Raw genomic sequence first — 22,332 nt, 5'->3', positions numbered from 1 at the left:
AGAATCATGCAAAAAAGAACAAACGAAAAACTAAAATTAGGCATCTTTGTTATTATTGGCTTATTCATTTTTATAGTAGCCATATATTTTATTGGTCAACGCCAAAATATATTTGCCAAAACCTTTTCGATAAGCACAAATTTTAATAATGTTAATGGGTTAATAAACGGCAACAACGTGCGTTATTCAGGTATTAATGTTGGCACAGTAAAGTCCATAACCATGATTAACGATTCTACAATTAATGTAGTTATGTTAATAGAGGAAAAAATGATTAATCATATTAAGAAAGATGCAATTGCTACTATAGGAACAGATGGATTGGTAGGAAATATGATTGTAAACATTATTCCAGGTAATGGATTTGATGGGTCTATTTCATCTGGAGATGTTATCAAGTCCTATACAAAAATTGGAACTTCAGATATGTTAAACACCTTGAGTGTTACTAATGAAAATGCGGCCTTATTAACAGCTAAGTTATTAAAAATAGCTGATGCTATGGCAGATAGTAAAGGCACATTTGGAATGCTTATAAACGATACTATTGTTTCTAGTAATCTTAAACAAACTGTAAATCAGTTAAGAATTATGAGTATAGAAGCTTCAAAATCGATGAAAGAGTTAAACAGTATTATTTCTTCAATAAACTTTAATGAAAGCATTGCTGGCACATTATTAAATGATTCCCTGCAATCTTTAAAAATGAAAAACATTATTATTAATTTGGAAAATTCCTCAAAAGAAATAACAGATGTTATTTCTAATATGAATAAAACTATTACCAATATAAAAGAAGGCGAAGGCGCCCTAAATTACCTTTCAAATGATGCTGAATTTGTTGAAAGTCTGAAAGAAACTATTAAAAATATTAATGAAGGTACAGATAAGTTCAACGAAAATATGGAAGCCCTTAAGCACAATTTTTTAACGCGAAGTTATTTTAGAAAAATGGACCGTAAGCAACGAAAAGAAGAGAAGAAACAACAAGATTAAGTAGGTTGTTTTTATTTACCTCCTTAATAAAAGACAAAACTAATCACTTAAACGGAAATGAGATACGAACTTTAAGAAATGATATTAATTGGTTAGATTTTATTTTAACATTAGATTGATTTTTAAATTTCATCATTTGGAAGGTTACTCAACCAAAAATTAATGTTTTTTATCAATACTAATTTTAACATTAACATTTTAAAGTTTAGAACAATCTGAAGCCTTCATTATTTTTTAATAACTAGTATTTTGAAATATATTATTAAATGATAAGGTTTATTTTTTCTGAATAGAATAAATCACAAATGTAATTGTTCTTTAAAATGTAAATAGTTTCATCTTTACGAATCAAATCTTTATAATTATCAAAAAATGATTTTACGAAAAGCATCTCCCAGGAAGTTGGAAATGCTTTTTCGATAGAAATTTGTTTACTTCAGCTATTATAAATAAGGATAAATACTAATTTAATTAATTCTTATATAAATATCCCATTATCATTCATTTTCACCTTAATCCTTTTGTCACCATTCTCAAGAGTAAGTTTATAAAGCTTTTTTAATTTACCAGAATTATGATAATTTACCACATATGCATTTTTTGCTATTAACCAATTTGGGAATCTTTTGGTAACAGATTCCAAAACAGATGTTGGTAAGTCAATGTCTTTATATCTTTCTATTGTTCTTAGCAAATTACTTTCTGAATCGTAGGAAGCCAATATTTTTCCTTCAGGAATTACAAAATAAACTTCGTACAAATCATATTCATCTGCATAGATATCTAATTCTTTAACATTGAAATCACTAACTTTTAAATGTATTTTTTCAACTGGCATAGCTACCTCTTTAGAGTTTACGTCACTCAAATACTTATAATTATGAACGATATAAACAGCAGAAAATATCTCAGGGTTTTGAGCATAAACTTGGGTGGTTAATCCTAACATAAGCAAACCAATCATTAAAGTTTTCATAATTCAAATTTTTATGAGTTAATATGGGACAAAACTAAATTGATTAATTAAGATTTAAAATGATAACCATCAGTTAACAAATAAATGAGCAGGACTATATTAAACAAATGTCACTTTAAAAAACAAGTGTTTTAGTATTTGGAATTATATTTTTTTTAAATCTATATAAGAGAGAAGTTGATATGTCTACCTATTTAGTTTGTCGTTCTCTACCAGTTAGTTCATCAATATTGATTTTAAAAACAACGGGGGAACCTTCTTTATAAATTTTACTTGAAAAATCACTTAAATATTTTAAATTTTTCCCCTCTGTTTTTCTGATAAGATCTTTTATTCCTTCTGAAAATTTGTGTAAGTTTAATTTAGCGGTACTTCCTGAAAATTCTTGGTAAGTACCGCATACCATAACGGACCTCCAATTATTTAATGTATCAATCTCGGAAACTTCTATGGACACATCATTATTGATACGTAGAGCTTTTATTTTATGGCCTTTTCCTGAGTAACCTAATAAAGCATCCATGCTATCATCATAAAAATAGGTAATAGGAATAACAAAAGGTCTATTATTATAAATATACGCCATGTGACCTATGTAATTTCTGCTTACTAGCGTTCTACATTTAGATTTTCCAAGTTTAAGAATCATAATTAGATAGGGTTAGAATATTAGGAAAAAACGATTTAAAATAAATTCTAAAAGCCAACATGATTTTATGTTGGAATATTATTTTTTAATTTATGCCCTAATTTATTTTATCGTATTGATAAATAAAATGATATTAGTCAGCTTAAACTAATTTGAAGCAGCGTTATTGCATTTAATTTGAATAAAAGTAATCTCGGGTCTCATACCCAACCTGCCTGGAAATCCAACCCATCCTAAACCCCTATTTACGTTTAAATACTGATTGTTATGTTTATATAAACCAGCCCAATGTTTGTACTTATATTTGATGGGGCTCCAGGTCATATCTTTATAGTTGAATCCTAATTGCATTCCATGTGTATGTCCCGATAAAGTAATGGCTATATTTGTTTTATCAATAACTTCTTCTGCCCAATGGCTCGGGTCATGAGAAAGCAAAATTTTAAAGGGAATATTGTTTGCTTTTTTTAAGGCAGTTTGTAAATTGCCGTATTGTTTAAAAGGAGGTTTTCCCCAATTTTCAACCCCAATAATAGCGATCTTTTCTGTATTATATTCAAGCATTTCAGATTGGTTAAGTAATAGTTTAAAACCTACATCTTTATAGAATTCCATTATTTTATGGAGATTTTCTTGTTTATCAGAATCACTGTCCCACTTTGAATAATCACCATAATCATGATTCCCCAAAACAGCAAACTTTCCTTTTTTAGCTATTAGTTTTGTGAAAGTTTGGTTCCACCCCCTTAGTTCCCAAGCATAATTATTTACCAAATCACCCGTAAAAAAAATAAAATCCGGATGTAAATTATTTATTAGTCTAATGGCCTTTTGCAAAACCTTATAACGGTTGTTAAAACCACCTATGTGTATATCGGAAATCTGAACCATTCTTAAACCATCAAACGCTTTTGGTAAATGATCGAAATGTATTTTATGTGTATAAATTTTAAAATGATAAACGGCTTTAAAAATGGAATATATAATGACGAAAAAAGGCAGAAAACCTGAAAACAAACCTACCAATGGGATTATTAATAAAGATTCTTTTTCAGAAAAAACAACGTTACCAAAAAACAGAATAGATATAACAATTACAAATAGAATTTTAGGAATAAACGATGAAATTGTAAGTCCATATAATGACGAAACCAACCAATGTTTTCTTTTTGGATTAATATCATCTAAAGTTATCTTAAGAACAATGATAGCTATTACAAGCCCCGCAGAAAAAGACCAAAACAATACATTAACAGCCTTTTTAAGTAATGAAGAAGCAAATAATTGTGTAATATCTTGTAACCATCGAAATGATAAAATATCTACCAATAGAATAGCTAAACATAGTAGTAAAATTGTAAATATGGAATAGCTACGCATGATATTTTATTTTAAATTACTTAAAAAAGTCAATATTAGTGCACCTTATTAAGCAAACTATCCAAAAAGGTTTGACTATCTATTTCATTCGGCCCAATTGTTATTTTTCTTGTAATGAAAATATATTGAATGGAGTCGCCTTCATTTTTATGAATACTTCTATTTTGGCTAAACCTTTTCCATTGTTTTGGTATATTTACTCTTAAATCTTTTCGTAAAAACATTTTTCTATTTAGGTGAATAATATTGGTGTCGTAAACATTCATCTCTTGTCCAAAAACCCTCTTTTTATTAAACTTTATTAATGAATCGTCCTCAGAGTCAAATAGTACTAATACATAATCCTGATTTGTATAGAAATTAACATCAATAGTTCTGTTTTGGTACAAAAAAAGAAAATAACACAACGTTATAAAAACGGTTTCTCCAATCATTAATTTGAAGTAGGATACTTTTTTAATAAGGAATCTGTCTACTACATATAAGGCTATTAAAAATAATACTATTGGAATCGTTACAGCAGTATATATAGCACTATCACTACCATTTATATACCTTATATATAACGCATTTATAGCTATAATTATGCCTATTGTAGTTATTATAGTCAATAATGTCATTGGAAAAAAAATGCTTTTAAGAATTCTAATAATTTTAACCATGACATTTGATTTAAATGTATACCTCCTATTTATAGATTTAATGATTTCTCTTTTTTAATCGTCTTTGATCACGTAAAGCCCAAAATATGCCTTTAACATCAGAGGCCCAATTTTTATACATAAAGATGAGTACTATTTCCTCAATTGTTTCCACTATTCCTATAATTATCATGGCATAAAACAAAACATATTCAGGATTAAAGAACAACGACCATAAAATAAATATACTTTGAATCACTGCCGAGAGTTTTGCTAAATAGGTGTGAAATGCCGTTGCTTTCCCGTATTTAAAATAAGCAATTAGCATTTGAATAATATAAGGAATGAATGCTATGAGTATTAAAACAAGGTTAATTTTTATAAAATCGGATTCAAAATAAAATAACCCTATCAAACCTATTATGAGTGTTATTTGGTCGCCAAACGAATCAAGTTGGGAACCTCTTGGACTTGTTATTTTAAGTTTTCTGGCTAAAAAACCATCAATCGCATCGGTTAAATAACTGATTAACAACAACCAAGTGAAAACTAATTGAAGATCTAACCATATCAATACCAGCAAAAATGGTGCAGCTGCTATCCTATAAAATGAAAACCAATCGGCAATATTATAGTTTTTAAAAGTGAGCATTCCTCTTTTAATATTTATATAAAAGTAGAAGATGTTTTACAAATTAAATATGAGAGAAATCAGTTTCAATTCACAAAAAAACTCTTTTTTGTAAAACTATAATTAATTCTCTATTAATCCATTTCAAAACGAAGTAATCTCAAAGCATTTAGCACTACGATAATGGTGGAACCCTCATGAAAGGTTACAGCTAAACCAATATTTGTAAGTCCAAAGATAGTTATTGGAACAAGTAAACATACAACCCCTAAACTTATCCAAATATTTTGTTTTATGATGCGTTTTGAAGCTCTACTCAAACCAATCACAAAAGGTAAGTTTTCAATTTTATCAGACATTAAGGCTACATCTGCAGTTTCTAGAGCTACATCACTTCCGGCAGCACCCATGGCAATACTTACTGTACTTAATGCCATTGCCGGCGCATCGTTTACGCCATCGCCAACCATTGCTATTTTATCACATTTTTTAATTAAATTTTTAATTTCGGATACTTTATCTTCTGGTAGTAAATTGCCTTTAACACCAGTAAGGCCAATTTGTTTTGCAATGGCATCACCAACATTTTGATGATCCCCTGTTAGCATAACCATATGTTTTATGCCTATACTTTTCAATTTATTAAGTGTTGCTTTAGCATTTTTTCTCGGTACATCCATAACACTAATTAAGCCCACAACCTGGTTTTTGAAACCTACAATCATTACTGTATGTCCATTTTTTAATAGACTTTCCATTTTTGTTAGAATTAATTGGTCCACGATGATGTTTGCATCATTAATCATTTTTATATTACCGATTAAAACTTTTTCATTATAAAAATTTGCAGATATTCCTTTTCCATGTATGGCAGTAACATTACTAGCCTTATTTTTTGTTTGAATCTTATATATGGCTTTAATATCATTAGATATAGCTTTTGCTAAGGGATGATTACTTAAACTTTCAACTTCTAAAACTAACTCTGACAAGTTTTCTTCATTAAAATTATTTAGTGGGATTAGATTGGTAAGTTTTGGTTTTCCTTCAGTTAATGTACCGGTTTTATCAAATGCAATAGTTGTAATTTCGCCTAAATCTTCTAAAGCTTTACCGCCTTTAATAAGCACGCCTTTTTGTGCTGCTCTTGCAATACCACTTAATACAGCACTAGGTGTTGAAATGGCTAATGCACAAGGACTTGCTGCCACTAACACAGTTATTGCTCGATATAAACTTTGGTGAAAATCTTCATCAATTATTAAATAAGCAAAACATAATAATGTTACGGCAAATATCACAATTGGCACATACCATTTTTCAAACTTTTTGGTAAGTCTTTGGGTAGGAGATTTTTGAGTTTCAACCTCACTTACCATATTAATTAATCGTGAAACCGTAGAGTCTTTACTTAGTTTTAATACTAGTACTTCTATATTATTATCTCCGTTAATGGTTCCCGTAAATACAATATGTTTTTTATCAATTTCATTAAACATTGGTAAAGAATCGGTGCTATCAATATATACCTTATCAACAGGTATGCTTTCACCCGTTATAGGTGCTTGATTAATACTACTAGAACCGCTAATGATAACACCATCTGCGGCAATTTTAGTGTTTGATTTTACAACTATAACATCATTTATACGTAAATTATTGATAGGTATTTCTTCAAGTTCACCGTTTTTTTTAACTAATGCAGTTTTTGGAGAAATGTTACTTAAAGCCTCAATAGACCTTTTAGCCTTATTCATGGCATAATGTTCTAAAGCATGACCCAGACTAAATAGAAATAGAAGTAAAGACCCTTCTGCCCATTTACCAATATAAAAGGCACCAGCGGCGGCGGCAATCATTAAGAAATCAATATCAAAAGCTCCCTTAACAACTTTTTTATAAGCCTCAATAGCTATATAATAACATCCAAAAAAGTAAGAGAATAGATAACTTGTTAGATAAATCCAGTTTGAAAAGCTTGTTAGTTTTTGAATTAAAAATCCTAGTAAAAGAAATACACCACAAATAATGGCAAAGTATAATTCAGTTTTCTTTTCAGGGATGTAATAGTGTCTTTGGGTTTTATTTCTAATATTGGTTAAAATATCTTCCATTGTAAAACTTTATTTTTAACATTCGTTAGATTAAAAACCTGATTTAAATGTTCTGCTTAATATTTACATCAATCTCAGGTATTTTAATAAGTTCTAATGTGTTTGATGCCAAAATAACGCTGCCATCTGTTTTTTGGATTTCTTTATAGATTTCATCATATAAAATATGTTTGACAGAACGTCTTTTTCTATAATCTACAATATATCGCAAGTTAAACTGAACCCAATTATCGGTTAATGTGATGGCAAGGGTTGGGTCAACTAAAGCATCTTCAATATAATATTTGTTCACAACATCTTTCCATTGCGACTTCGAGTTTGATGTATATTCTGAGAGCGTCCTAGAAGCTATTTTAATAATTATCGATTTTGCCAACTCAATATCCGATTCATACTTCATGGGTAAATTAAATTCATCCCATATAAAAGGAAAGTCTTGTGAATAATTATAAATAGGACCTTTAAAAACAAAGGCATTACTTAGTTTTACAATGCGGCCACTATAATTATCGTTACTTACCCACTGCCCTATTTCCATCATGGTAGTGTAAATACTATCCACATCTATCACATCTCCCTTAATACCATTTATTTCAATTCTATCACCGGGTTTATAAACCTTTACAATAAAAATATATAATGATCCAGCTATACTTAAAATGAGCTCTTGTAAAGTAAAGGCAATACCTGCACTAAACAAGCCAATGACTAGTGTAAAATCTTTAATATTACCTGTAAAGTAGGAAAAGGACAAGAATATTAAAATAATATAACCAATAATTTCTATACCTTTTTGAGATTTGTACCTGGCCGCTGTATCGGTAACATGTTTTCTTAAGATTCGTCTTACTAACTGAATAATAACCAAAACAAATGCAACTAGAAACACATACTTAATAATGCTGTAAATTGTTGAATTTTCAGCAATCCAATGTTTTATTTGCTCCATTTTACTTGTTTAAAAATCTTCGTATAAACGCAACTTGTTATTCAAGTTTCTTATCTCTAATTTCATTGCATTTACTTGTTCCAGCAGATTATAAATGGCATCAATACCTTCCATATTTATATCCAAATCATAATGCAGTCGTAATATTTTCTCAACCTTTTTTAAGTGTTTTTTATGAACAAAAAAACCATCTTTTTTAACAGTAAACTCAACAAGTTGGTATTCTTGCAACGTATTTACAAAAGCAACAGGGATTTTGTAATGTTTACAAACTAATTGAACTGGTATTAAATCTGTGGTTTCCATTATGAACGTAGTGTTTGTAGTTGTTTGATTAGCTCTTTTTCCTTATATGAAAGATTGGTTGGTAACTTTAAATTATAGGTTATATATAAATCTCCAAATTGGTTCTCTTTTTTATATTTGGGAAAGCCTTTGCTTTTAAGCTTAACTTTAGTCCCGTTCTGTGTTTCAGGTTTAACAGTCAACTTAACTTTGCCATTAAACGTATCAACCATCAACTCACCACCTAATAATGCTTTATACAAGTCCAAATCAACGGTTGTGTATAAATTATCTTTATCTCTCTTAAATTTTGAATGATTTACTATTGAAAATTGAATGAATAAATCGCCATTTGGTCCACCGTTTATTCCTTCGCCTCCATGTCCCTTTATTTTAATAATTTGCCCATTTTCAACTCCAGCAGGAATCGTGATTCTAATGTTCTTATTGTTAATAGTCAAGGTACGTTTATGCGTAGTGTAAACATCATTTAAATCGAGTTGTAATTCGGCATTATAATCCTGACCTCTAAATTTTACTTGTCTGCCTCTTGCACCAGATGAAGATCTGCCTCCAAACATACTTTCAAAAAAATCTGAAAAATCTTCTTGGGAATATTCACCAGTTGGATCTTGATAACTTCGTTGATACTGCTCCTGCTGTTTCGCCTTTTCGTATTCTTCAGCATGTTTCCAATGCTCGCCATATTGGTCATATTTTTTTCGGTTTTCAGGATTACTTAATACTTCATTGGCTTCATTGATTTCCTTGAACTTTTTTTCAGAAACTTTATCATTTGGATTTAAATCTGGATGGTATTTACGTGCTAATTTTCTATACGCCTTTTTAATGTCATTTTCAGAAGCCTCCTTCGTTAAACCAAGTATTTTATAATAATCGATAAAGGACATTTATTTATTTTTATGGGTTTCAGAATATCGTTTTAACAAAATTTCTAGGCTTTCTAAATAATCTTTGAGCATTGTTTTATTAATACTTTGATTATTACTGAATGATATAGTTATCGGAGTTTCATCTAAAAATGTATACAACTCTGGGTATTTATTTCTTATATAAGTGGTTAACTTTATAATATCGTTCTCTATGTTTTGTAAGGAATTCATAAAGTCTTATTTGTCTCATTTTTAAATATTTAATAATTAAAAGTAACCTTTAGAAGACACATTTAAAATGACAAATATCAGGTAATTATCATGCCGTCTTCCATGGAAATGATTCTATTGGTACGTTTTGCAAAATCTTGATCATGCGTTACCACTAATAACGATAAACCTTGATTTTCGCTCAAATCTTTAAAAATGTCAAATACATTTTCAGAGTTTTGGCTATCTAAATTCCCAGTTGGTTCATCTCCCATTAAAATTGTGGGATTGTTAATTAACGCCCTAGCGATTGATACACGTTGTTTTTCACCTCCAGAGATTTGTGATGCTTTTTTATGTGCCAGATTTTCTATATCGAGCATTCTTAGTTTTTCAATAGCTTTACTTTCTATTTCTTGATGGGATTTTTCAGCAAGTTTCTTAGCTGGAAGCATGACGTTTTCCAACACTGAAAATTCGGGTAATAAATAATGAAACTGAAACACAAAACCAATATGCTTGTTTCTAATGTAAGAAAGATAATCTCTAGTTTGATTGGTTATTAATTGGTTGTTCAAATAAAGCTCGCCGTCATAATCGGTATCCATAGTCGATAAAATATAGAGCAAGGTTGATTTACCTGAGCCAGATTTTCCCATTATGGAGACAAATTCGCCTTTATTGATTTGAAAACTAACATCCTTTAAGACATGAAATAATACAGGCTTTTTAAAATATTTGTTTATATGTTTTGCTTCCAGAACAACACTCATATTATTGGCCTCTAATAATTTTAACAGGATCTATTTTTTTTGCCTTTTTTGCAGGCAAGTAGCCTGCTAAAAAAGTAGATAGCATAGCAAAGGAAAAACCAATTACGAAGAATAATGGATTCATATTTATTGGATATGTTTCAACAGTTGGTAAAGCCTCTGTTTTAAATGGAATCGTTTCTATTAAACTTGCCAATCCAAAACCAATTAGCAACCCTAAAACACCTCCAGCAAACCCTATAATTATGGCTTGACTCATAAAAATAAGTTGAACATCTTTACCAGAAAACCCTGTAGCTTTCAATATGGCGATGTCATTCATTTTTTCGTAAATAAGCATGTTCAAAATATTGTAGATACCAAATCCAGCCACAATAAGAAGTGTGATAGAAACAGCATAGGTAATAAGGTTTCGTATAGTGGTGCCAGTTTCAAATTGAGCATTTGCTGTTTTTATATCAATCGCTTTTAAATTAAATTGCTTCTCAATATTTTTTGATAACGGAATCGCGTCCTCAATATCAAATAATTTCACATTTATATCTGTGATGTAGTTATTCGTTTCTCCCAAGACACGCTGGACTGTTCTTATGCTGGTAAAACTTTGAATGGCATCCAAATCGGCAATACCACTTTGATAGAAACCAACTATTTTTAGTGGAAAAACACCTCCATTAATAGGACTGATTTGAACACGGTCTCCAACCTTTAACGACATTTTTTTTGCAATACCTATACCTAATAAAATGCTATTATCAGTGTTTTGTAACTCTTCTGCAGAGCCCTCTACTATATAATCGTCCATATTGAACAAACGGGTTTCATCCAAAGGATTAATGCCCGTTAAATTACCACCAAGCTCAATAGAACCAGCCATATAAAAAATTTGAGTTTTTACTTGTGGCAGTGCTCCACGAACAATATTCTTTTCTTCTAGAAATGATATTATTGGCAAGGCGTTATGAATCTTTTTTTGGCTTAATTTGGGTTTGATAGAATGAACAATATTAAAATTGCTCTTTAATCCAGAAAACAAATCAATTGGTTGATCTAGAGAGGGTTCTATTTCATTGTAAATATGGATGTGAGGTGTTTGGTTGAGTATTAAATTATCCAACATGGTGTTCAAACCGGTCATGAAACAGACCAACGTAATGTATGAACCAATACCAAAAGTAACACCAAGTGCTGCAATTGAAGTTTGCCTTACTTTAGTAAGCAAATGGGTTTTTGCGATGCTCAATATTACAGTCCAGTTTGTCATTTATTCTGGTTTATAAATGTGAGTATCTTTAGTAATACCTTCTAACACTTCAATATATTCCAAGTCTTGCAAACCTACTTTAATGGTAGTTATACCATCATCGGTTTTCAATTTGTTATCATCAATTAAGTATGCTTGTGGAATAGTTAATACTTTATCTTTTTTTGCAATAATTATATTTGCTTCTCCTGAAAGGCCAGGATATAAGACTTCAGGAGGATTATCAAAAACAGCTTCTATTCTAAAGGTTTGGTTGCGTTCATCTTTTTTGGGATATATTTTTGACACCTTCCCTTTAAAAATATTATCCTTATATGCATCCAAATGAATCAAAACTTCTTGGTTAATTTTGATGCGAACGATATCTACTTCATCCACCAACATATCAATAATAAAATTGGTGGCACTTCCAATACTTGCAAGTGGTTCTTGTGTATTTACAATTTCACCAGGTTCTTTGTAAATCGCATACACTTTCCCATTTATTTTGCTTTTCACTGTAAAATCTTTGGTACTTATTAATGCAGTTTGATAATTATTTTCTGATTGTCTTAAAGCGGTTTGCAACTCGTTCTTGGTTCTATCATAACTATTTTGAAGAGTTTGTAAATTGTTCTGTGAAAGCTCATAGTCCAACTTCTTGGTATCATAATCTTTTTTAGATCCTATTTTTTGTTCCCAAAGGTTTTTTTGTCTGAAATAGTTAATGGAATCATTCTTGTACTTAAGTTGAGCAGCGTTTATTTGGTCCAAAATACCATTTAATACAGTGGCGCTTCCATAATAATTTTCTCGGGCCAATTCCAAGGAGTATTTGGCATTTTTGGCATTAAGTTTAGGCGCTTGGTTGATGATTTGAATTATAGCTTCATCTTTTAAAACAGTATCACCTTCCTCAACAAAATTTTTATCTAAAATACCTGAAACTATGGCGTAAGCTTGATATAAACTATCTGGCTGAATGGTTACTGAAGAATAAACTGATTCTGTTAAAAGCCGTTCGGTAGGCAGTATTTTATCTTTATCATTAGAACAAGAAAAAATGATGAACACTAAAATTGTTACAGATAAAGACTTCATGTTTAATAAGATAATTTAGCTTGTAATAAAATGTATTCGTTTAGATTGACAGCATCAATAACACCAACAAGTTTTTTGTCTTTTAAAACTGGAACAAATGATTTTTTTTCTGAAAACACGATGTTGTATATTTCATTGAGGTCATCAGTATTATTAACGGTTTTAAAATCGGTTTCCATAATATCTTTTACAAGAACATTTTTATTGGAATTTTCTATTATGGTTTTATGATACAATATCCCTTTAATTTCATGATTTTTTACCACAACAAAATTGTTTTCTGTACCTGAAATAATTTTGTTTACAACTAAATCTATAGAATCTACTGGGTTAAAAGTGGTCATGTTAATTATCATTGCTTCTTCAACACTATGTCCTTTTAATAATGCCAAATGTTGAACAATTTGGTTTTCGCCATATGCACCTAAAAAAATAAAAAGAGCGATAATTATCAAAAGAGGATTATATAATAGCCCCAACAATAAAAATAGCATAGCCATAAACTGTCCAATGCTAGAAGCTATTTGTGTGGCTTTAACCCGACTCGTTTTCATCGCTAATAAGGCTCTTAAAATGCGCCCACCATCCATAGGAAATGCAGGAATAATATTAAACAATACCAACCCTACATTAACTAAAAACAAAGAGAACAGAAAATTTTGTAGTGTAAAACTCATTAAAGTTTCAAATGTTTCAGTAAAATTTAAGCGCATAAATTCATCGATGGGTACTATGAAATAAAGAAAAATGGCTATTATTACATTCACCAAAGGTCCTGCAAGTGTTACCAAAAGCTCTTCTTTTGGCGATTCCGGTATACGTTCTAAGCTTGCCATTCCACCTATAGGAAGCAATGTTATTTTTTTGGTCTCTATACCAAAGCGTTTGGCTGTTAAGGCATGTCCTAATTCGTGTAGAATTACGCATGCGAAAACAGCTAAAACTAATGCAATATTAAACAGAATACTTTTGGTAACTCCTCCCTGGTTTAGTTCACTAAAAACTATCCAAGCTATTAAAAAAAAGAAAGTCCAATGAACTATTATTTTAATACCAGAGATACTGCCTAAATTAAGGTTTGCTTTCATTCTATAGATTTAATCATCCATTTACTGTTTTTCGTACGTACAACAAATAAATTATTAGAAATTTGCTTTGATGTGATTTCTGGAGGTGTTTTTAGGTATTCTTTATCTAAAACAACATTAATGCCTTTGGGGTTTAAATAAGTATCAACATTCCCATCAGTATCTATTATTACTTCAAAATACCTATAGCTAACAACATTTTTGCCCAAAATATCATTACTCCCAAGTTCTTCTTTCAAAATGCCTAAAGCAAGGGCTTTATTGTTATTGAAATTTATAGCGTTCAAGAATTTGGGTTCTATTACCGTATTACCTGTTTTATCTATATATCCAAAATAGGTAATGCCCTTTTTTATTTCAGAAATTAAGCATCGGTTATTCTTAAAAATAGGATATTTATTACCGTTGGTTTCAGTTAAAACCAAATCATAACGAAAATCTATGGCAATGGTTCCTTTATCATTTACAAAACCCCAAGACTCACCCTTCTTAATGGCTGCATAACCATCACTATAAGGTGCAATAAAATCAAATTCTTCCGTTGTTTGTGAGAATCCAAAAATAGGAATCATAAAAAATATAATTAGTAGTTTTTTCATGGCTTAATATTTTATAATAATCCATTAAATGTATAGTGTTTATTGCTATTATAAAATGATATCCATCATGATAAGTAGTATTTAAAAATACTGTTTAATTATGTTGATTATATCTTTTTTTTGAAGCACGCCTGATTGCCGCCAAAGTTGTTTCCCATTCTTAAAAAGCATCATTGTTGGGACACCGCGAACTTGATATTTGGCTGCCAAAGATTGATTTTTATCAACATCAATCTTTATAATCTTAATGGAGTCTTTTAAATCCTGTTTTACTTCTCTCAAAATAGGAGCCAACACTTTACATGGTCCACACCAAGTAGCATGAAAATCAATTAAAGTTAAATTATCCGAATTAATGATATTATTAAAACTGCCCATGAATCTATTTCTTTAATTCCAAATCTAATTTTGCCAATAAAATTAACTCTGATTTATTTACACCAGAAAAGGAATTGGCAACAGCATGTGCCGTTTTTATGATGAGCTTATTTATACTATTGCTAAATAAATGCTTTTGCTCGTTTTTGTAATTTACAAAATCGTTATAACAGGATGTTGCGTCTAAGAATTTTTGGCTGTTCAACCAATCAAAAACAATTTCTATTTGGTAAGCAGCATCTTCGTAATAATTATCTTCAATAGAATCCAAATCTAACCACTGTGCTATTATAAGCTCTTTTAATTTATCGAACTCAATTTTACGGACTGAATTATCCGAGGCAGCAACAGCATAAAAAAGTTTACCAAGATTTTGATAAAATTTTAGCGTCAGTTTTTTTTTAGTTTTCATTTTACTTAACATTCTACTTAATAAAGTTACATAGAATAAGCCTTTTAAATACTGATATAAATCAGTATTAAATACATTAAAATCAGCGATTTTTCCGTACATTTATAGTACTATTCCAACATCCAATTTTCATGTTCAAACAAGATCAGGAAATATTCAATGTTCTGTTAGAAACTGTTTCTGAAGGGGTTGTTATTGTTGACAACCATCAGCATATTATGGAGGTTAACCAATCTTCAGAAACAATATTTGGATATACAAAAACTGAACTAATGGGTAAGGAGTTAAATTTGCTAATCCCTTCAAATTTTCATGATAACCATTCAAAATATTTTGATGAATTCATTAAAAAAGGTAAACGCCGAACCATGGGTGAAGCAACCGATATTTTTGCCTTAAAAAAAGACGGAACCATTATTCCTGTAGAAGTTGAATTAAATCCTTTTACAATATATAACAAAACTTATGTAATGGCTTTGGTTAAAGATATTTCTAAAAAAAAGGAGATTGAAAAAAACCTCATGCTGCGCAGTAAAGCGTTACAATCAGCTAATAACGGGATAATCATAACAGATGCCTTAAAACATGATAATCCTGTTATATATTTTAATTTGGCATTTCAGAAGCTTACAGGTTTTTCTGATAAAGAAATACTGAACCATAATTGTAGGTTTTTACAAGGAAAAGATAGAGACCAACCACCTCTTAACGCTTTAAGAGAAGCTATAAAAAAAGGTGAAAGCTGTCAGGCAACATTGCGCAATTACAAAAAGGATGGTACGATGTTTTGGAATGACTTATACGTTTTCCCAATAACAAACGATAAAGGTATTGTTACTAATTTTATAGGTATTCAAAATGATGTTACTTTAAAAATAAATGCCGAGGCCGAACGCCATCATTTAGCATCGATTTTTCATGAATCTTTGAATGAAATATATGTTTTTGATTCAAAATCTCTAAAGTTTATAAATGTAAATTTTGGTGCCCAAAAAAATATTGGATATGACTTAGAAGAGCTAAAGGGAATGACGCCTTTAGACATAAAACCACTTGAGAATGAAGAAAATTTTAGGCAAAAGATTTCGGAACTGCTGGAAAAGAATGTTGAGAAAATTGAATTTGAAAGCATCCATAAGCGTAAAGATGGAACCACTTACCCCATCGATGTCCATTTACAATTATCAAATCTTGGTGAAAAAGAGGTATTCGTAGCTATTATTTTAGACATAACAGAACAAAAAAATTATACTCATAAACTTGAAAACAAAGTAGAGGAAAGAACAGAACAACTTAAAAGAGCACTCGAAAAAGAAAAAGAACTTAATCAACTTAAAACCAGTTTTTTGTCGTTGGTTTCACATGAGCTTAAAACCCCTTTAAGCGCTATATTAACATCTAGCCAACTACTAAGTAAATATCAATTGAAAGAGCATCAGGAAAAGAGAGAAAAACATATTAAAACTATCATTGATAAAGTTCATTTTTTAAATAATATACTAAATGACTTTTTATCATTTGAAAAACTTGAAACAGGTAAAGTAAACTATAGATTTCATGATTTTAAACTCAGTAAAGTTGTTAATGAGGCCGTTTATGATGCTAATATGCTTTTAAAAGAAGGTCAGCAAATAAAATATCCTGAAAATATTGATGAAATATCTCTTTTTCAGGATGAAAAAATTATTCAACTAATACTTTCTAACCTTTTACATAATGCGATAAAATATTCTCCTGAAAGATCTATTATAGAAATTTACATTAAACAAGATAAAAAAAACACAACACTTACTTTAAAAGACCATGGAATTGGTATCCCAAAAAAAGACCAAAAACATATATTTGAGCGTTATTTTCGAGCTGAAAATGTTGTAAATACCCAAGGGACTGGTATTGGTTTAAATATTATAAAAAGCCACCTGGAAAATTTTGGAGGAACCATAAATTTTGAAAGTGAAGAGAATAAAGGAACCACATTTATAGTAATAATTCCAAATATTGCTCAACAAACCATAACCATATGAAAACCGTTTTACTTATTGAGGATGATATTGTTTTAAGAGAAAACACCGCGGAACTATTAGAATTGTCCAACTACAAAGTTATAAAAGCTTCCAATGGGAAAACAGGTGTTGAATTGGCAAAAAAACATATTCCCAATATTATAGTTTGCGATATTATGATGCCTGTACTAGATGGCTATGAGACATTAGAGGCGCTATCAAAAAACAAGGCTACCAAGTACATCCCATTTATATTTTTGTCAGCTAAAACTGAACGCTATGATATAAGAAAAGGCATGAATTTAGGCGCCGATGATTATATTACAAAGCCTTTTACAGAAGATGATATTATTAGTGCGATTGAAAGCAGGCTGGCTAAAGTTTCCATTTTGCAGGAATTAAATTATAATAATCATCAAGAAAACAGCATTTTACAATCCCAAGAAAGCGAGATAAAAACACTAAACGACTTAAAAAATTTTTTTGATGATTATGGCGTTGAATTCATCTTTAAAAAAGAAGATATCATTTATAATGAAGGTGATCATTCAAATTATATCTATTTAATCAATAAAGGAGCCGTTAAATGCTTCAGAATGGATGAACAGGGGAAAGAATTAATTACGGCACTCTATAAAGAAGATGATTTGTTTGGTTATACATCATTTACAAACAACACCTCACACCAAGAAACGGCAACCGCTATTCAAAACACAAAATTATTAGGTATTTCTATTATAGATTTTAATGAGTTGCTTGATAAAAACCATAAAGTTTTACTCGAATTAATTGAGCTTTTAACAGACGACCTATCTACTGTTAAAGAACAGCTTTTACAAATGGCTTATGGTACAGTAAATAAAAAAACGGCTGCAACTATTTTAAAATTTGCCGAAAAGATAAACCGCAAACCAGAAGACCCTATAAAAATATCTAGAAATGATTTAGCAAGTGTTGCGGGTATTGCTACTGAAACCCTAATTAGAGCTCTTACTGAGTTTAAAAAATTGGGTATTATTAAAGCAGAAGGCAGGAACATTAAAGTTGTTGATATTAAAAGACTAAAGAGTATCGTTTAACCAATCATTGCATTTTTTTAAAATGATTAATATCATTTTATCTATAGCTAGTTAAGATTAAATTAGTGTGCGAAAAGAAGCTATCAGATGAAAAATGTTTTATTACCTACCGATTTTTCAGAAAATTCCTGGAATGCCATTAAGTATGCCGTCCGATTTTTTCATAGAGAAACCTGCAATTTTTACTTGTTACACGTAAATAGGTTAAGTGACAATTTTATGAACGGTTCTCCCTATATTGCCAATGAAGATGTATTAGAAGAAGTTTACATCAAATCTTCCAAACAGAAATTGCGTAAAATATTACGTCGCATAGCTACTGGCTTTGAAACTAATAAAATTCATAGATTTTATTCGCTTTCAGATTACGATTTTTTTATCGAATCCATAAGAAAGCATGTTGAAGAGAAAAACATTGATATAATAGTTATGGGCACTAAAGGGGCTACAGGCTTAAAAAAAATTATAGTAGGAAGTAATACTGGTGATGTTATTACCAAAGTAAAGTGTAGTATCTTGTCTGTACCGGAAAAGGCCGAATTTGTTAAAATAGAAGAGATAGCATTTCCAACAGATTTTTCCTTGACTTATGACATTCAAATATTACATCCACTTTCTGATATTTTAGAGAATCACAAAGCTGCACTCAGGATTCTTCATATAAGTAAAAAGAAAACAAATTTGAATTACGATCAAAAACGAAATAGTGAACTCTTAGATGATTATTTTAACCAAATAGAGCACAGTTTTCATTATTTGACAAACAAGGGAATTGAAGACGCCATTCAATGCTTTACTGAAAGCAGGAATACCAACATGATATGTATGGTGGCCAAAAATTTGAATTATTTTCAGCAAATTTTATTTCATTCAAAAATTGAAGAAATAAGTTATCATACAGAAATACCATTTTTAGTGTTACATGAACAAAATTAAAATACTATGGAGAATTCAGTTTTTTTAGCAAAGTTTTGGGGTTGGTATCTCATTATATTTTTTTTGATATTAAGCTTAAACCCTAAACGGATCAAGCAAATTTTTAACGATTTAAAAGATGAAAAGTTTCTGATAGTTTCATCATTTATGGCCATTATTGTTGGGTTACTCAATATTTTACTTCACAATATCTGGGAACCTAACTATAAGCTTATAATAACGCTTATTGGCTGGGTTTCGTTATTTATAGGTTTGTCACTTTTTATATTTCCCAAGCGAACGGTTTCAGTGTTGGAATTTATTAACATAAAACTGGTACAGGTTATTTATACACTATTGTTTTTTACAGGTCTGTTTTTGTTAAATATTGTTTATGGGGTCGTGCCTATTTAATTTTTCAAAACTGATATATATCATTTCCTAGCTAAAAATAGCAATGTATATTGGCGTCATAATCAAAAAGTTCTTTTTCATAGTAATAAAAATATAGGTATTGTTGTTGTAAAATGATGATGCCAAAACTGAGTGTTTGAAGGTATTATTTTACAGGAAAACCCAAAAATGTAACTTTTAGAAATAAAAGCATTGAAGAAAACCGAACGTTAGATAATGACATTAAATACTTAGGAGAAACAGGAGGTTTCGATCTCCTGTTTTTTATACAAAACAGAGTTAAATCACTATAATTAGAGTTTAACGCTGCAAAAGAAATGTTTGAAAGTATTAATTATCTGAAGATTTAATATCCCTTATTGGGATGTTAGTGATTAGAAAAAGTTAGTTAGTAAGATCAAACATTTCGAAAGAGGAAACAGGAAGTTTAGGCTTCCTGTTTCTTATACAAATAAGCGCTGTTATTGCAAAATGATGGTGCTTAAACAGAGTATTTAAAGTTATTATTCATCAGGAAAATCTCAATATTTTCTTTAGTTATAAAGAATATATTCTAGAAAATTGAACGTTAGACGATGACATTAAATACTTTGGAGAAGCAGAAGGTTGCGACTTTCTGCTTCTTATTTAAAATTGGCTATTAATCAAATTCACTTTATTATTTTGTGAATGAAAAAGAGGTCGTCTGAAAAGTATAAACAGATGTCACATTAAGCTTGTAAAATATTATAAATTTTATATAACAAATATAAGTTTCGACAAGCTCAATATGATAAATCAAATTAAAACACCTTTTAGACAGCCTCTTTTTTTTTTTTAGGTTTTAAAAATCAGAATTTATTTTTTTGTTTTAATCCAAATGATAAATCGCCGGCATCATCAAGCCAAGGAACAATATTTCTTTTACTGCTCAAATCATTATCAATGGAAGCAATCCAAAGATGGGTGTTTTAACTTTGCTTTAATAGCGTTATTATATTAAAAGTTTGAATTCAAGTAATCTTCTTAAACCATATTGGCGTAATCACATAAAAAATTCAGTCGTTTAGCCTTAAAAACCTACGGTAAACTCTCTATTTAATTGATGCCCAATATTTTATAATGTTCATTATCTAATAGTAAAGGTAATTCTTGATTCCATAAAGCCATTTAAAACATAACATTTTGATAAATCATAGATTTTAGGTTTTTAGGAAGCCCAGTTCTCAAATCTTCCAATTCTCCAAGAGAAACATATCGACGTAGCATAATAAAGGTAGTAGCAATATAATTTTCAGCAAGTTCGTCGGATCCGAAATCGTGAATGGATGTAACACCATCATATTTTCTTATTAAATCGATAAACTCAGTCATAGTTTTAATCTTTTCTTTTTTATGAATAGTCCACCCATTCACATATACAGCTTTTAAAAACATTGGGAATTGCGCTATAAGTTGTAAAGATTCCTCTGTTGAAATCACTTCTCGCAAAGCATGTAAAATAGCAGATAATATACGACCGGCTTTTTCTCTATCGGTCCCCAAATTCATTTCTTTGGTATACTTTTTTAGAAAAGTATTAGCCTCTTTTGCAAATTCATTGAAGTTAAGTGCCATAACAAATTACTTTTTAGTTTGATATAAATATGCGAACTACCTAGGTTTTATCAAATGATAAATATCAGTATAACATTGATATTAATCTGATAAATATCATTGCATCAAGATTTTATAGCATTTAACTTTAGTGATAATACTTAAGACGATGAGAAAAATATTAATTCCGACCGATTTTTCTGAAAATGCAAACAATGCTATAAAGTTTGCCACTGAGTTGTTTAAGTACGAGGTATGCGAATTTTATATAATGCATGCTTACCAAGACGATATTTATGCAGACGAAACTTTATTTACCAAAACAAACTTGGAGAGTATCAAATCAATGATGAGCAAAAAATCTGAAGAGGAGTTAGAAACTACTTTAAAATACATTGATTCTATCTCACCAAACCCACGCCATACATACCATACAATTTCAGCCGATAATTTACTTATTGATGAAACCGACACCATTGTTGACAACCAGAATATTGATATTATAATAATGGGTACCAGAGGAAAAACCAATGACAAGAAAATAACTTTTGGAAGTCACACACTGCAGGTTATAAAATATGTGCAATGTCCGGTATTGGCTATTCCCGAAAATTATGAGTATACACAACCCAAACATATTCTTTTTCCAACAAACTATCTAATACCCTATAAAAGAAGGGAATTAAAATTGTTATGCGAAATGGCATCACCGTATCGGGCGGTAATAGACGTACTTTATATGTCTAAATCAGCAAAGTTATCAATGAGACAAATAGATAACCAAAATTTTATAAAGAATGAATTGTGTAAAAATCAAATCAATTTTATAGTCATAAAAAGTAAACACATAGTAAATGTAATTTATAAATATATCAAGGAAAATAACGTTGACATGCTGGTTATGGTAAATACAAGGCACTCTTTTTTGGAAAATATGCTTTATCAGTCTACAATAGATGAATTCAGTTTAAATCTTGATATTCCTTTTTTAGCGTTACAAAACATGAGACGCGATTAGTTTAAATTAA

General features: G+C 30.0%; 24 protein-coding genes. 6 read left to right on the top strand and 18 right to left on the bottom strand.

The window, feature by feature from the left end; translation table 11 throughout:
- Nucleotides 1–6: 6 nt before the first annotated feature.
- Nucleotides 7–996 carry an MlaD family protein gene (locus tag FEF17_RS10415; RefSeq protein WP_139002341.1) on the top strand — a complete coding sequence of 330 codons (990 nt, stop codon included), beginning with the start codon at nucleotides 7–9 and terminating at the stop codon, nucleotides 994–996.
- Between the two features lie 478 nt (nucleotides 997–1,474).
- Here FEF17_RS10415 and FEF17_RS10410 read toward each other — a convergent pair whose 3' ends face one another.
- The 17 genes from FEF17_RS10410 to FEF17_RS10330 form a co-directional block, all read right to left on the bottom strand.
- The gene (locus FEF17_RS10410) at nucleotides 1,475–1,972 is read right to left on the bottom strand and encodes a nicotinate-nucleotide adenylyltransferase (RefSeq protein WP_139002340.1); all 498 of its coding nucleotides are present in this window, start codon (nucleotides 1,970–1,972) and stop codon (nucleotides 1,475–1,477) included.
- Nucleotides 1,973–2,162: 190 nt separating this feature from the next.
- Nucleotides 2,163–2,621, bottom strand: a complete 459-nt coding sequence (locus FEF17_RS10405) for a pyridoxamine 5'-phosphate oxidase family protein (protein ID WP_139002339.1) — start codon at nucleotides 2,619–2,621, stop codon at nucleotides 2,163–2,165.
- 147 nt (nucleotides 2,622–2,768) lie between these two features.
- Complete coding sequence (locus tag FEF17_RS10400) at nucleotides 2,769–4,001, bottom strand: metallophosphoesterase (RefSeq protein ID WP_139002338.1); 1,233 nt, start codon at nucleotides 3,999–4,001, stop codon at nucleotides 2,769–2,771.
- A gap of 35 nt (nucleotides 4,002–4,036) precedes the next feature.
- Complete coding sequence (locus FEF17_RS10395; RefSeq protein WP_139002337.1) at nucleotides 4,037–4,663, bottom strand: hypothetical protein; 627 nt, start codon at nucleotides 4,661–4,663, stop codon at nucleotides 4,037–4,039.
- 37 nt (nucleotides 4,664–4,700) lie between these two features.
- Nucleotides 4,701–5,294 (bottom strand): CDP-alcohol phosphatidyltransferase family protein, encoded by a 594-nt coding sequence (locus FEF17_RS10390; RefSeq protein WP_139002336.1) that lies wholly within the window; start codon nucleotides 5,292–5,294, stop codon nucleotides 4,701–4,703.
- A 113-nt stretch (nucleotides 5,295–5,407) separates the two neighbouring features.
- Nucleotides 5,408–7,387 (bottom strand): heavy metal translocating P-type ATPase, encoded by a 1,980-nt coding sequence (locus tag FEF17_RS10385; RefSeq protein ID WP_139002335.1) that lies wholly within the window; start codon nucleotides 7,385–7,387, stop codon nucleotides 5,408–5,410.
- 43 nt (nucleotides 7,388–7,430) lie between these two features.
- Nucleotides 7,431–8,336, bottom strand: a complete 906-nt coding sequence (locus tag FEF17_RS10380) for a mechanosensitive ion channel family protein (RefSeq protein WP_139002334.1) — start codon at nucleotides 8,334–8,336, stop codon at nucleotides 7,431–7,433.
- Nucleotides 8,337–8,345: 9 nt separating this feature from the next.
- Nucleotides 8,346–8,642 carry a chaperone modulator CbpM gene (locus tag FEF17_RS10375; RefSeq protein ID WP_139002333.1) on the bottom strand — a complete coding sequence of 99 codons (297 nt, stop codon included), beginning with the start codon at nucleotides 8,640–8,642 and terminating at the stop codon, nucleotides 8,346–8,348.
- A complete protein-coding gene (locus FEF17_RS10370; RefSeq protein WP_139002332.1) occupies nucleotides 8,642–9,532 on the bottom strand; it encodes a DnaJ C-terminal domain-containing protein in 891 nt (296 codons plus the stop codon). Before FEF17_RS10370 ends, FEF17_RS10375 begins: the two co-directional genes overlap by 1 nt.
- On the bottom strand, nucleotides 9,533–9,745 hold the full coding sequence (locus tag FEF17_RS10365) for a hypothetical protein (protein ID WP_139002331.1): 213 nt from the start codon (nucleotides 9,743–9,745) through the stop codon (nucleotides 9,533–9,535).
- Nucleotides 9,746–9,822: 77 nt separating this feature from the next.
- Entirely contained in the window at nucleotides 9,823–10,497 is a 675-nt protein-coding gene (locus FEF17_RS10360) for an ABC transporter ATP-binding protein (protein ID WP_139002330.1), read from the bottom strand.
- A gap of 1 nt (nucleotide 10,498) precedes the next feature.
- Complete coding sequence (locus tag FEF17_RS10355; RefSeq protein WP_139002329.1) at nucleotides 10,499–11,761, bottom strand: ABC transporter permease; 1,263 nt, start codon at nucleotides 11,759–11,761, stop codon at nucleotides 10,499–10,501.
- On the bottom strand, nucleotides 11,762–12,841 hold the full coding sequence (locus FEF17_RS10350) for an efflux RND transporter periplasmic adaptor subunit (RefSeq protein ID WP_139002328.1): 1,080 nt from the start codon (nucleotides 12,839–12,841) through the stop codon (nucleotides 11,762–11,764).
- A 2-nt stretch (nucleotides 12,842–12,843) separates the two neighbouring features.
- Nucleotides 12,844–13,929: a site-2 protease family protein gene (locus FEF17_RS10345; RefSeq protein ID WP_139002327.1), complete on the bottom strand. Its 1,086-nt coding sequence runs from the start codon at nucleotides 13,927–13,929 to the stop codon at nucleotides 12,844–12,846.
- Nucleotides 13,926–14,528 (bottom strand): WG repeat-containing protein, encoded by a 603-nt coding sequence (locus tag FEF17_RS10340; RefSeq protein WP_139002326.1) that lies wholly within the window; start codon nucleotides 14,526–14,528, stop codon nucleotides 13,926–13,928. The genes FEF17_RS10345 and FEF17_RS10340 overlap by 4 nt, the downstream gene beginning before the upstream one ends.
- An 81-nt stretch (nucleotides 14,529–14,609) precedes the next feature.
- A complete protein-coding gene (gene trxA, locus FEF17_RS10335; RefSeq protein ID WP_139002325.1) occupies nucleotides 14,610–14,906 on the bottom strand; it encodes a thioredoxin in 297 nt (98 codons plus the stop codon).
- Between the two features lie 4 nt (nucleotides 14,907–14,910).
- Nucleotides 14,911–15,420 (bottom strand): hypothetical protein, encoded by a 510-nt coding sequence (locus tag FEF17_RS10330; protein ID WP_246046835.1) that lies wholly within the window; start codon nucleotides 15,418–15,420, stop codon nucleotides 14,911–14,913.
- A 29-nt stretch (nucleotides 15,421–15,449) separates the two neighbouring features.
- On the opposite strand from FEF17_RS10330, the gene FEF17_RS10325 reads away from it, so the two are divergent.
- The 4 genes from FEF17_RS10325 (at nucleotide 15,450) to FEF17_RS10310 (ending at nucleotide 19,729) form a co-directional block, all read left to right on the top strand.
- On the top strand, nucleotides 15,450–17,342 hold the full coding sequence (locus tag FEF17_RS10325) for a PAS domain-containing sensor histidine kinase (protein WP_139002324.1): 1,893 nt from the start codon (nucleotides 15,450–15,452) through the stop codon (nucleotides 17,340–17,342).
- Nucleotides 17,339–18,400: a response regulator gene (locus FEF17_RS10320; protein ID WP_139002323.1), complete on the top strand. Its 1,062-nt coding sequence runs from the start codon at nucleotides 17,339–17,341 to the stop codon at nucleotides 18,398–18,400. The genes FEF17_RS10325 and FEF17_RS10320 overlap by 4 nt, the downstream gene beginning before the upstream one ends.
- A gap of 87 nt (nucleotides 18,401–18,487) precedes the next feature.
- Entirely contained in the window at nucleotides 18,488–19,336 is an 849-nt protein-coding gene (locus FEF17_RS10315) for a universal stress protein (protein WP_139002322.1), read from the top strand.
- Nucleotides 19,337–19,342: 6 nt separating this feature from the next.
- Nucleotides 19,343–19,729: a hypothetical protein gene (locus FEF17_RS10310; protein ID WP_139002321.1), complete on the top strand. Its 387-nt coding sequence runs from the start codon at nucleotides 19,343–19,345 to the stop codon at nucleotides 19,727–19,729.
- Nucleotides 19,730–20,878: 1,149 nt separating this feature from the next.
- Here FEF17_RS10310 and FEF17_RS10305 read toward each other — a convergent pair.
- Complete coding sequence (locus FEF17_RS10305; protein ID WP_139002320.1) at nucleotides 20,879–21,325, bottom strand: DUF2267 domain-containing protein; 447 nt, start codon at nucleotides 21,323–21,325, stop codon at nucleotides 20,879–20,881.
- Nucleotides 21,326–21,473: 148 nt separating this feature from the next.
- Between FEF17_RS10305 and FEF17_RS10300 the strand changes: the two genes are divergently transcribed.
- On the top strand, nucleotides 21,474–22,322 hold the full coding sequence (locus FEF17_RS10300; protein WP_139002319.1) for a universal stress protein: 849 nt from the start codon (nucleotides 21,474–21,476) through the stop codon (nucleotides 22,320–22,322).
- Nucleotides 22,323–22,332 lie beyond the last annotated feature (10 nt).

The organism is Hyunsoonleella aestuarii (assembly GCF_006148925.1).
Lineage (GTDB): Bacteria > Bacteroidota > Bacteroidia > Flavobacteriales > Flavobacteriaceae > Algibacter_D > Algibacter_D aestuarii.
Note: the sequence above shows the minus strand (reverse complement) of the source record. Positions and strands in the feature narration are given on the sequence as shown.

Coding starts and splice junctions, on each gene's coding strand:
- FEF17_RS10340 (WP_139002326.1), bottom strand. CDS start 14,528: ATGAAAAAACTACTAATTATATTTTTTATGATTCCTATTTTTGGATTC.
- FEF17_RS10365 (WP_139002331.1), bottom strand. CDS start 9,745: ATGAATTCCTTACAAAACATAGAGAACGATATTATAAAGTTAACCACT.
- FEF17_RS10330 (WP_246046835.1), bottom strand. CDS start 15,420: ATGTACGGAAAAATCGCTGATTTTAATGTATTTAATACTGATTTATAT.
- FEF17_RS10390 (WP_139002336.1), bottom strand. CDS start 5,294: ATGCTCACTTTTAAAAACTATAATATTGCCGATTGGTTTTCATTTTAT.
- FEF17_RS10415 (WP_139002341.1), top strand. CDS start 7: ATGCAAAAAAGAACAAACGAAAAACTAAAATTAGGCATCTTTGTTATT.
- FEF17_RS10400 (WP_139002338.1), bottom strand. CDS start 4,001: ATGCGTAGCTATTCCATATTTACAATTTTACTACTATGTTTAGCTATT.
- FEF17_RS10300 (WP_139002319.1), top strand. CDS start 21,474: ATGAGAAAAATATTAATTCCGACCGATTTTTCTGAAAATGCAAACAAT.
- FEF17_RS10305 (WP_139002320.1), bottom strand. CDS start 21,325: ATGGCACTTAACTTCAATGAATTTGCAAAAGAGGCTAATACTTTTCTA.
- FEF17_RS10395 (WP_139002337.1), bottom strand. CDS start 4,663: ATGGTTAAAATTATTAGAATTCTTAAAAGCATTTTTTTTCCAATGACA.
- FEF17_RS10325 (WP_139002324.1), top strand. CDS start 15,450: ATGTTCAAACAAGATCAGGAAATATTCAATGTTCTGTTAGAAACTGTT.
- FEF17_RS10350 (WP_139002328.1), bottom strand. CDS start 12,841: ATGAAGTCTTTATCTGTAACAATTTTAGTGTTCATCATTTTTTCTTGT.
- FEF17_RS10310 (WP_139002321.1), top strand. CDS start 19,343: ATGGAGAATTCAGTTTTTTTAGCAAAGTTTTGGGGTTGGTATCTCATT.
- FEF17_RS10375 (WP_139002333.1), bottom strand. CDS start 8,642: ATGGAAACCACAGATTTAATACCAGTTCAATTAGTTTGTAAACATTAC.
- FEF17_RS10385 (WP_139002335.1), bottom strand. CDS start 7,387: ATGGAAGATATTTTAACCAATATTAGAAATAAAACCCAAAGACACTAT.
- FEF17_RS10315 (WP_139002322.1), top strand. CDS start 18,488: ATGAAAAATGTTTTATTACCTACCGATTTTTCAGAAAATTCCTGGAAT.
- FEF17_RS10380 (WP_139002334.1), bottom strand. CDS start 8,336: ATGGAGCAAATAAAACATTGGATTGCTGAAAATTCAACAATTTACAGC.
- FEF17_RS10320 (WP_139002323.1), top strand. CDS start 17,339: ATGAAAACCGTTTTACTTATTGAGGATGATATTGTTTTAAGAGAAAAC.
- FEF17_RS10410 (WP_139002340.1), bottom strand. CDS start 1,972: ATGAAAACTTTAATGATTGGTTTGCTTATGTTAGGATTAACCACCCAA.
- FEF17_RS10370 (WP_139002332.1), bottom strand. CDS start 9,532: ATGTCCTTTATCGATTATTATAAAATACTTGGTTTAACGAAGGAGGCT.
- FEF17_RS10405 (WP_139002339.1), bottom strand. CDS start 2,621: ATGATTCTTAAACTTGGAAAATCTAAATGTAGAACGCTAGTAAGCAGA.
- FEF17_RS10345 (WP_139002327.1), bottom strand. CDS start 13,929: ATGAAAGCAAACCTTAATTTAGGCAGTATCTCTGGTATTAAAATAATA.
- trxA (WP_139002325.1), bottom strand. CDS start 14,906: ATGGGCAGTTTTAATAATATCATTAATTCGGATAATTTAACTTTAATT.
- FEF17_RS10355 (WP_139002329.1), bottom strand. CDS start 11,761: ATGACAAACTGGACTGTAATATTGAGCATCGCAAAAACCCATTTGCTT.
- FEF17_RS10360 (WP_139002330.1), bottom strand. CDS start 10,497: ATGAGTGTTGTTCTGGAAGCAAAACATATAAACAAATATTTTAAAAAG.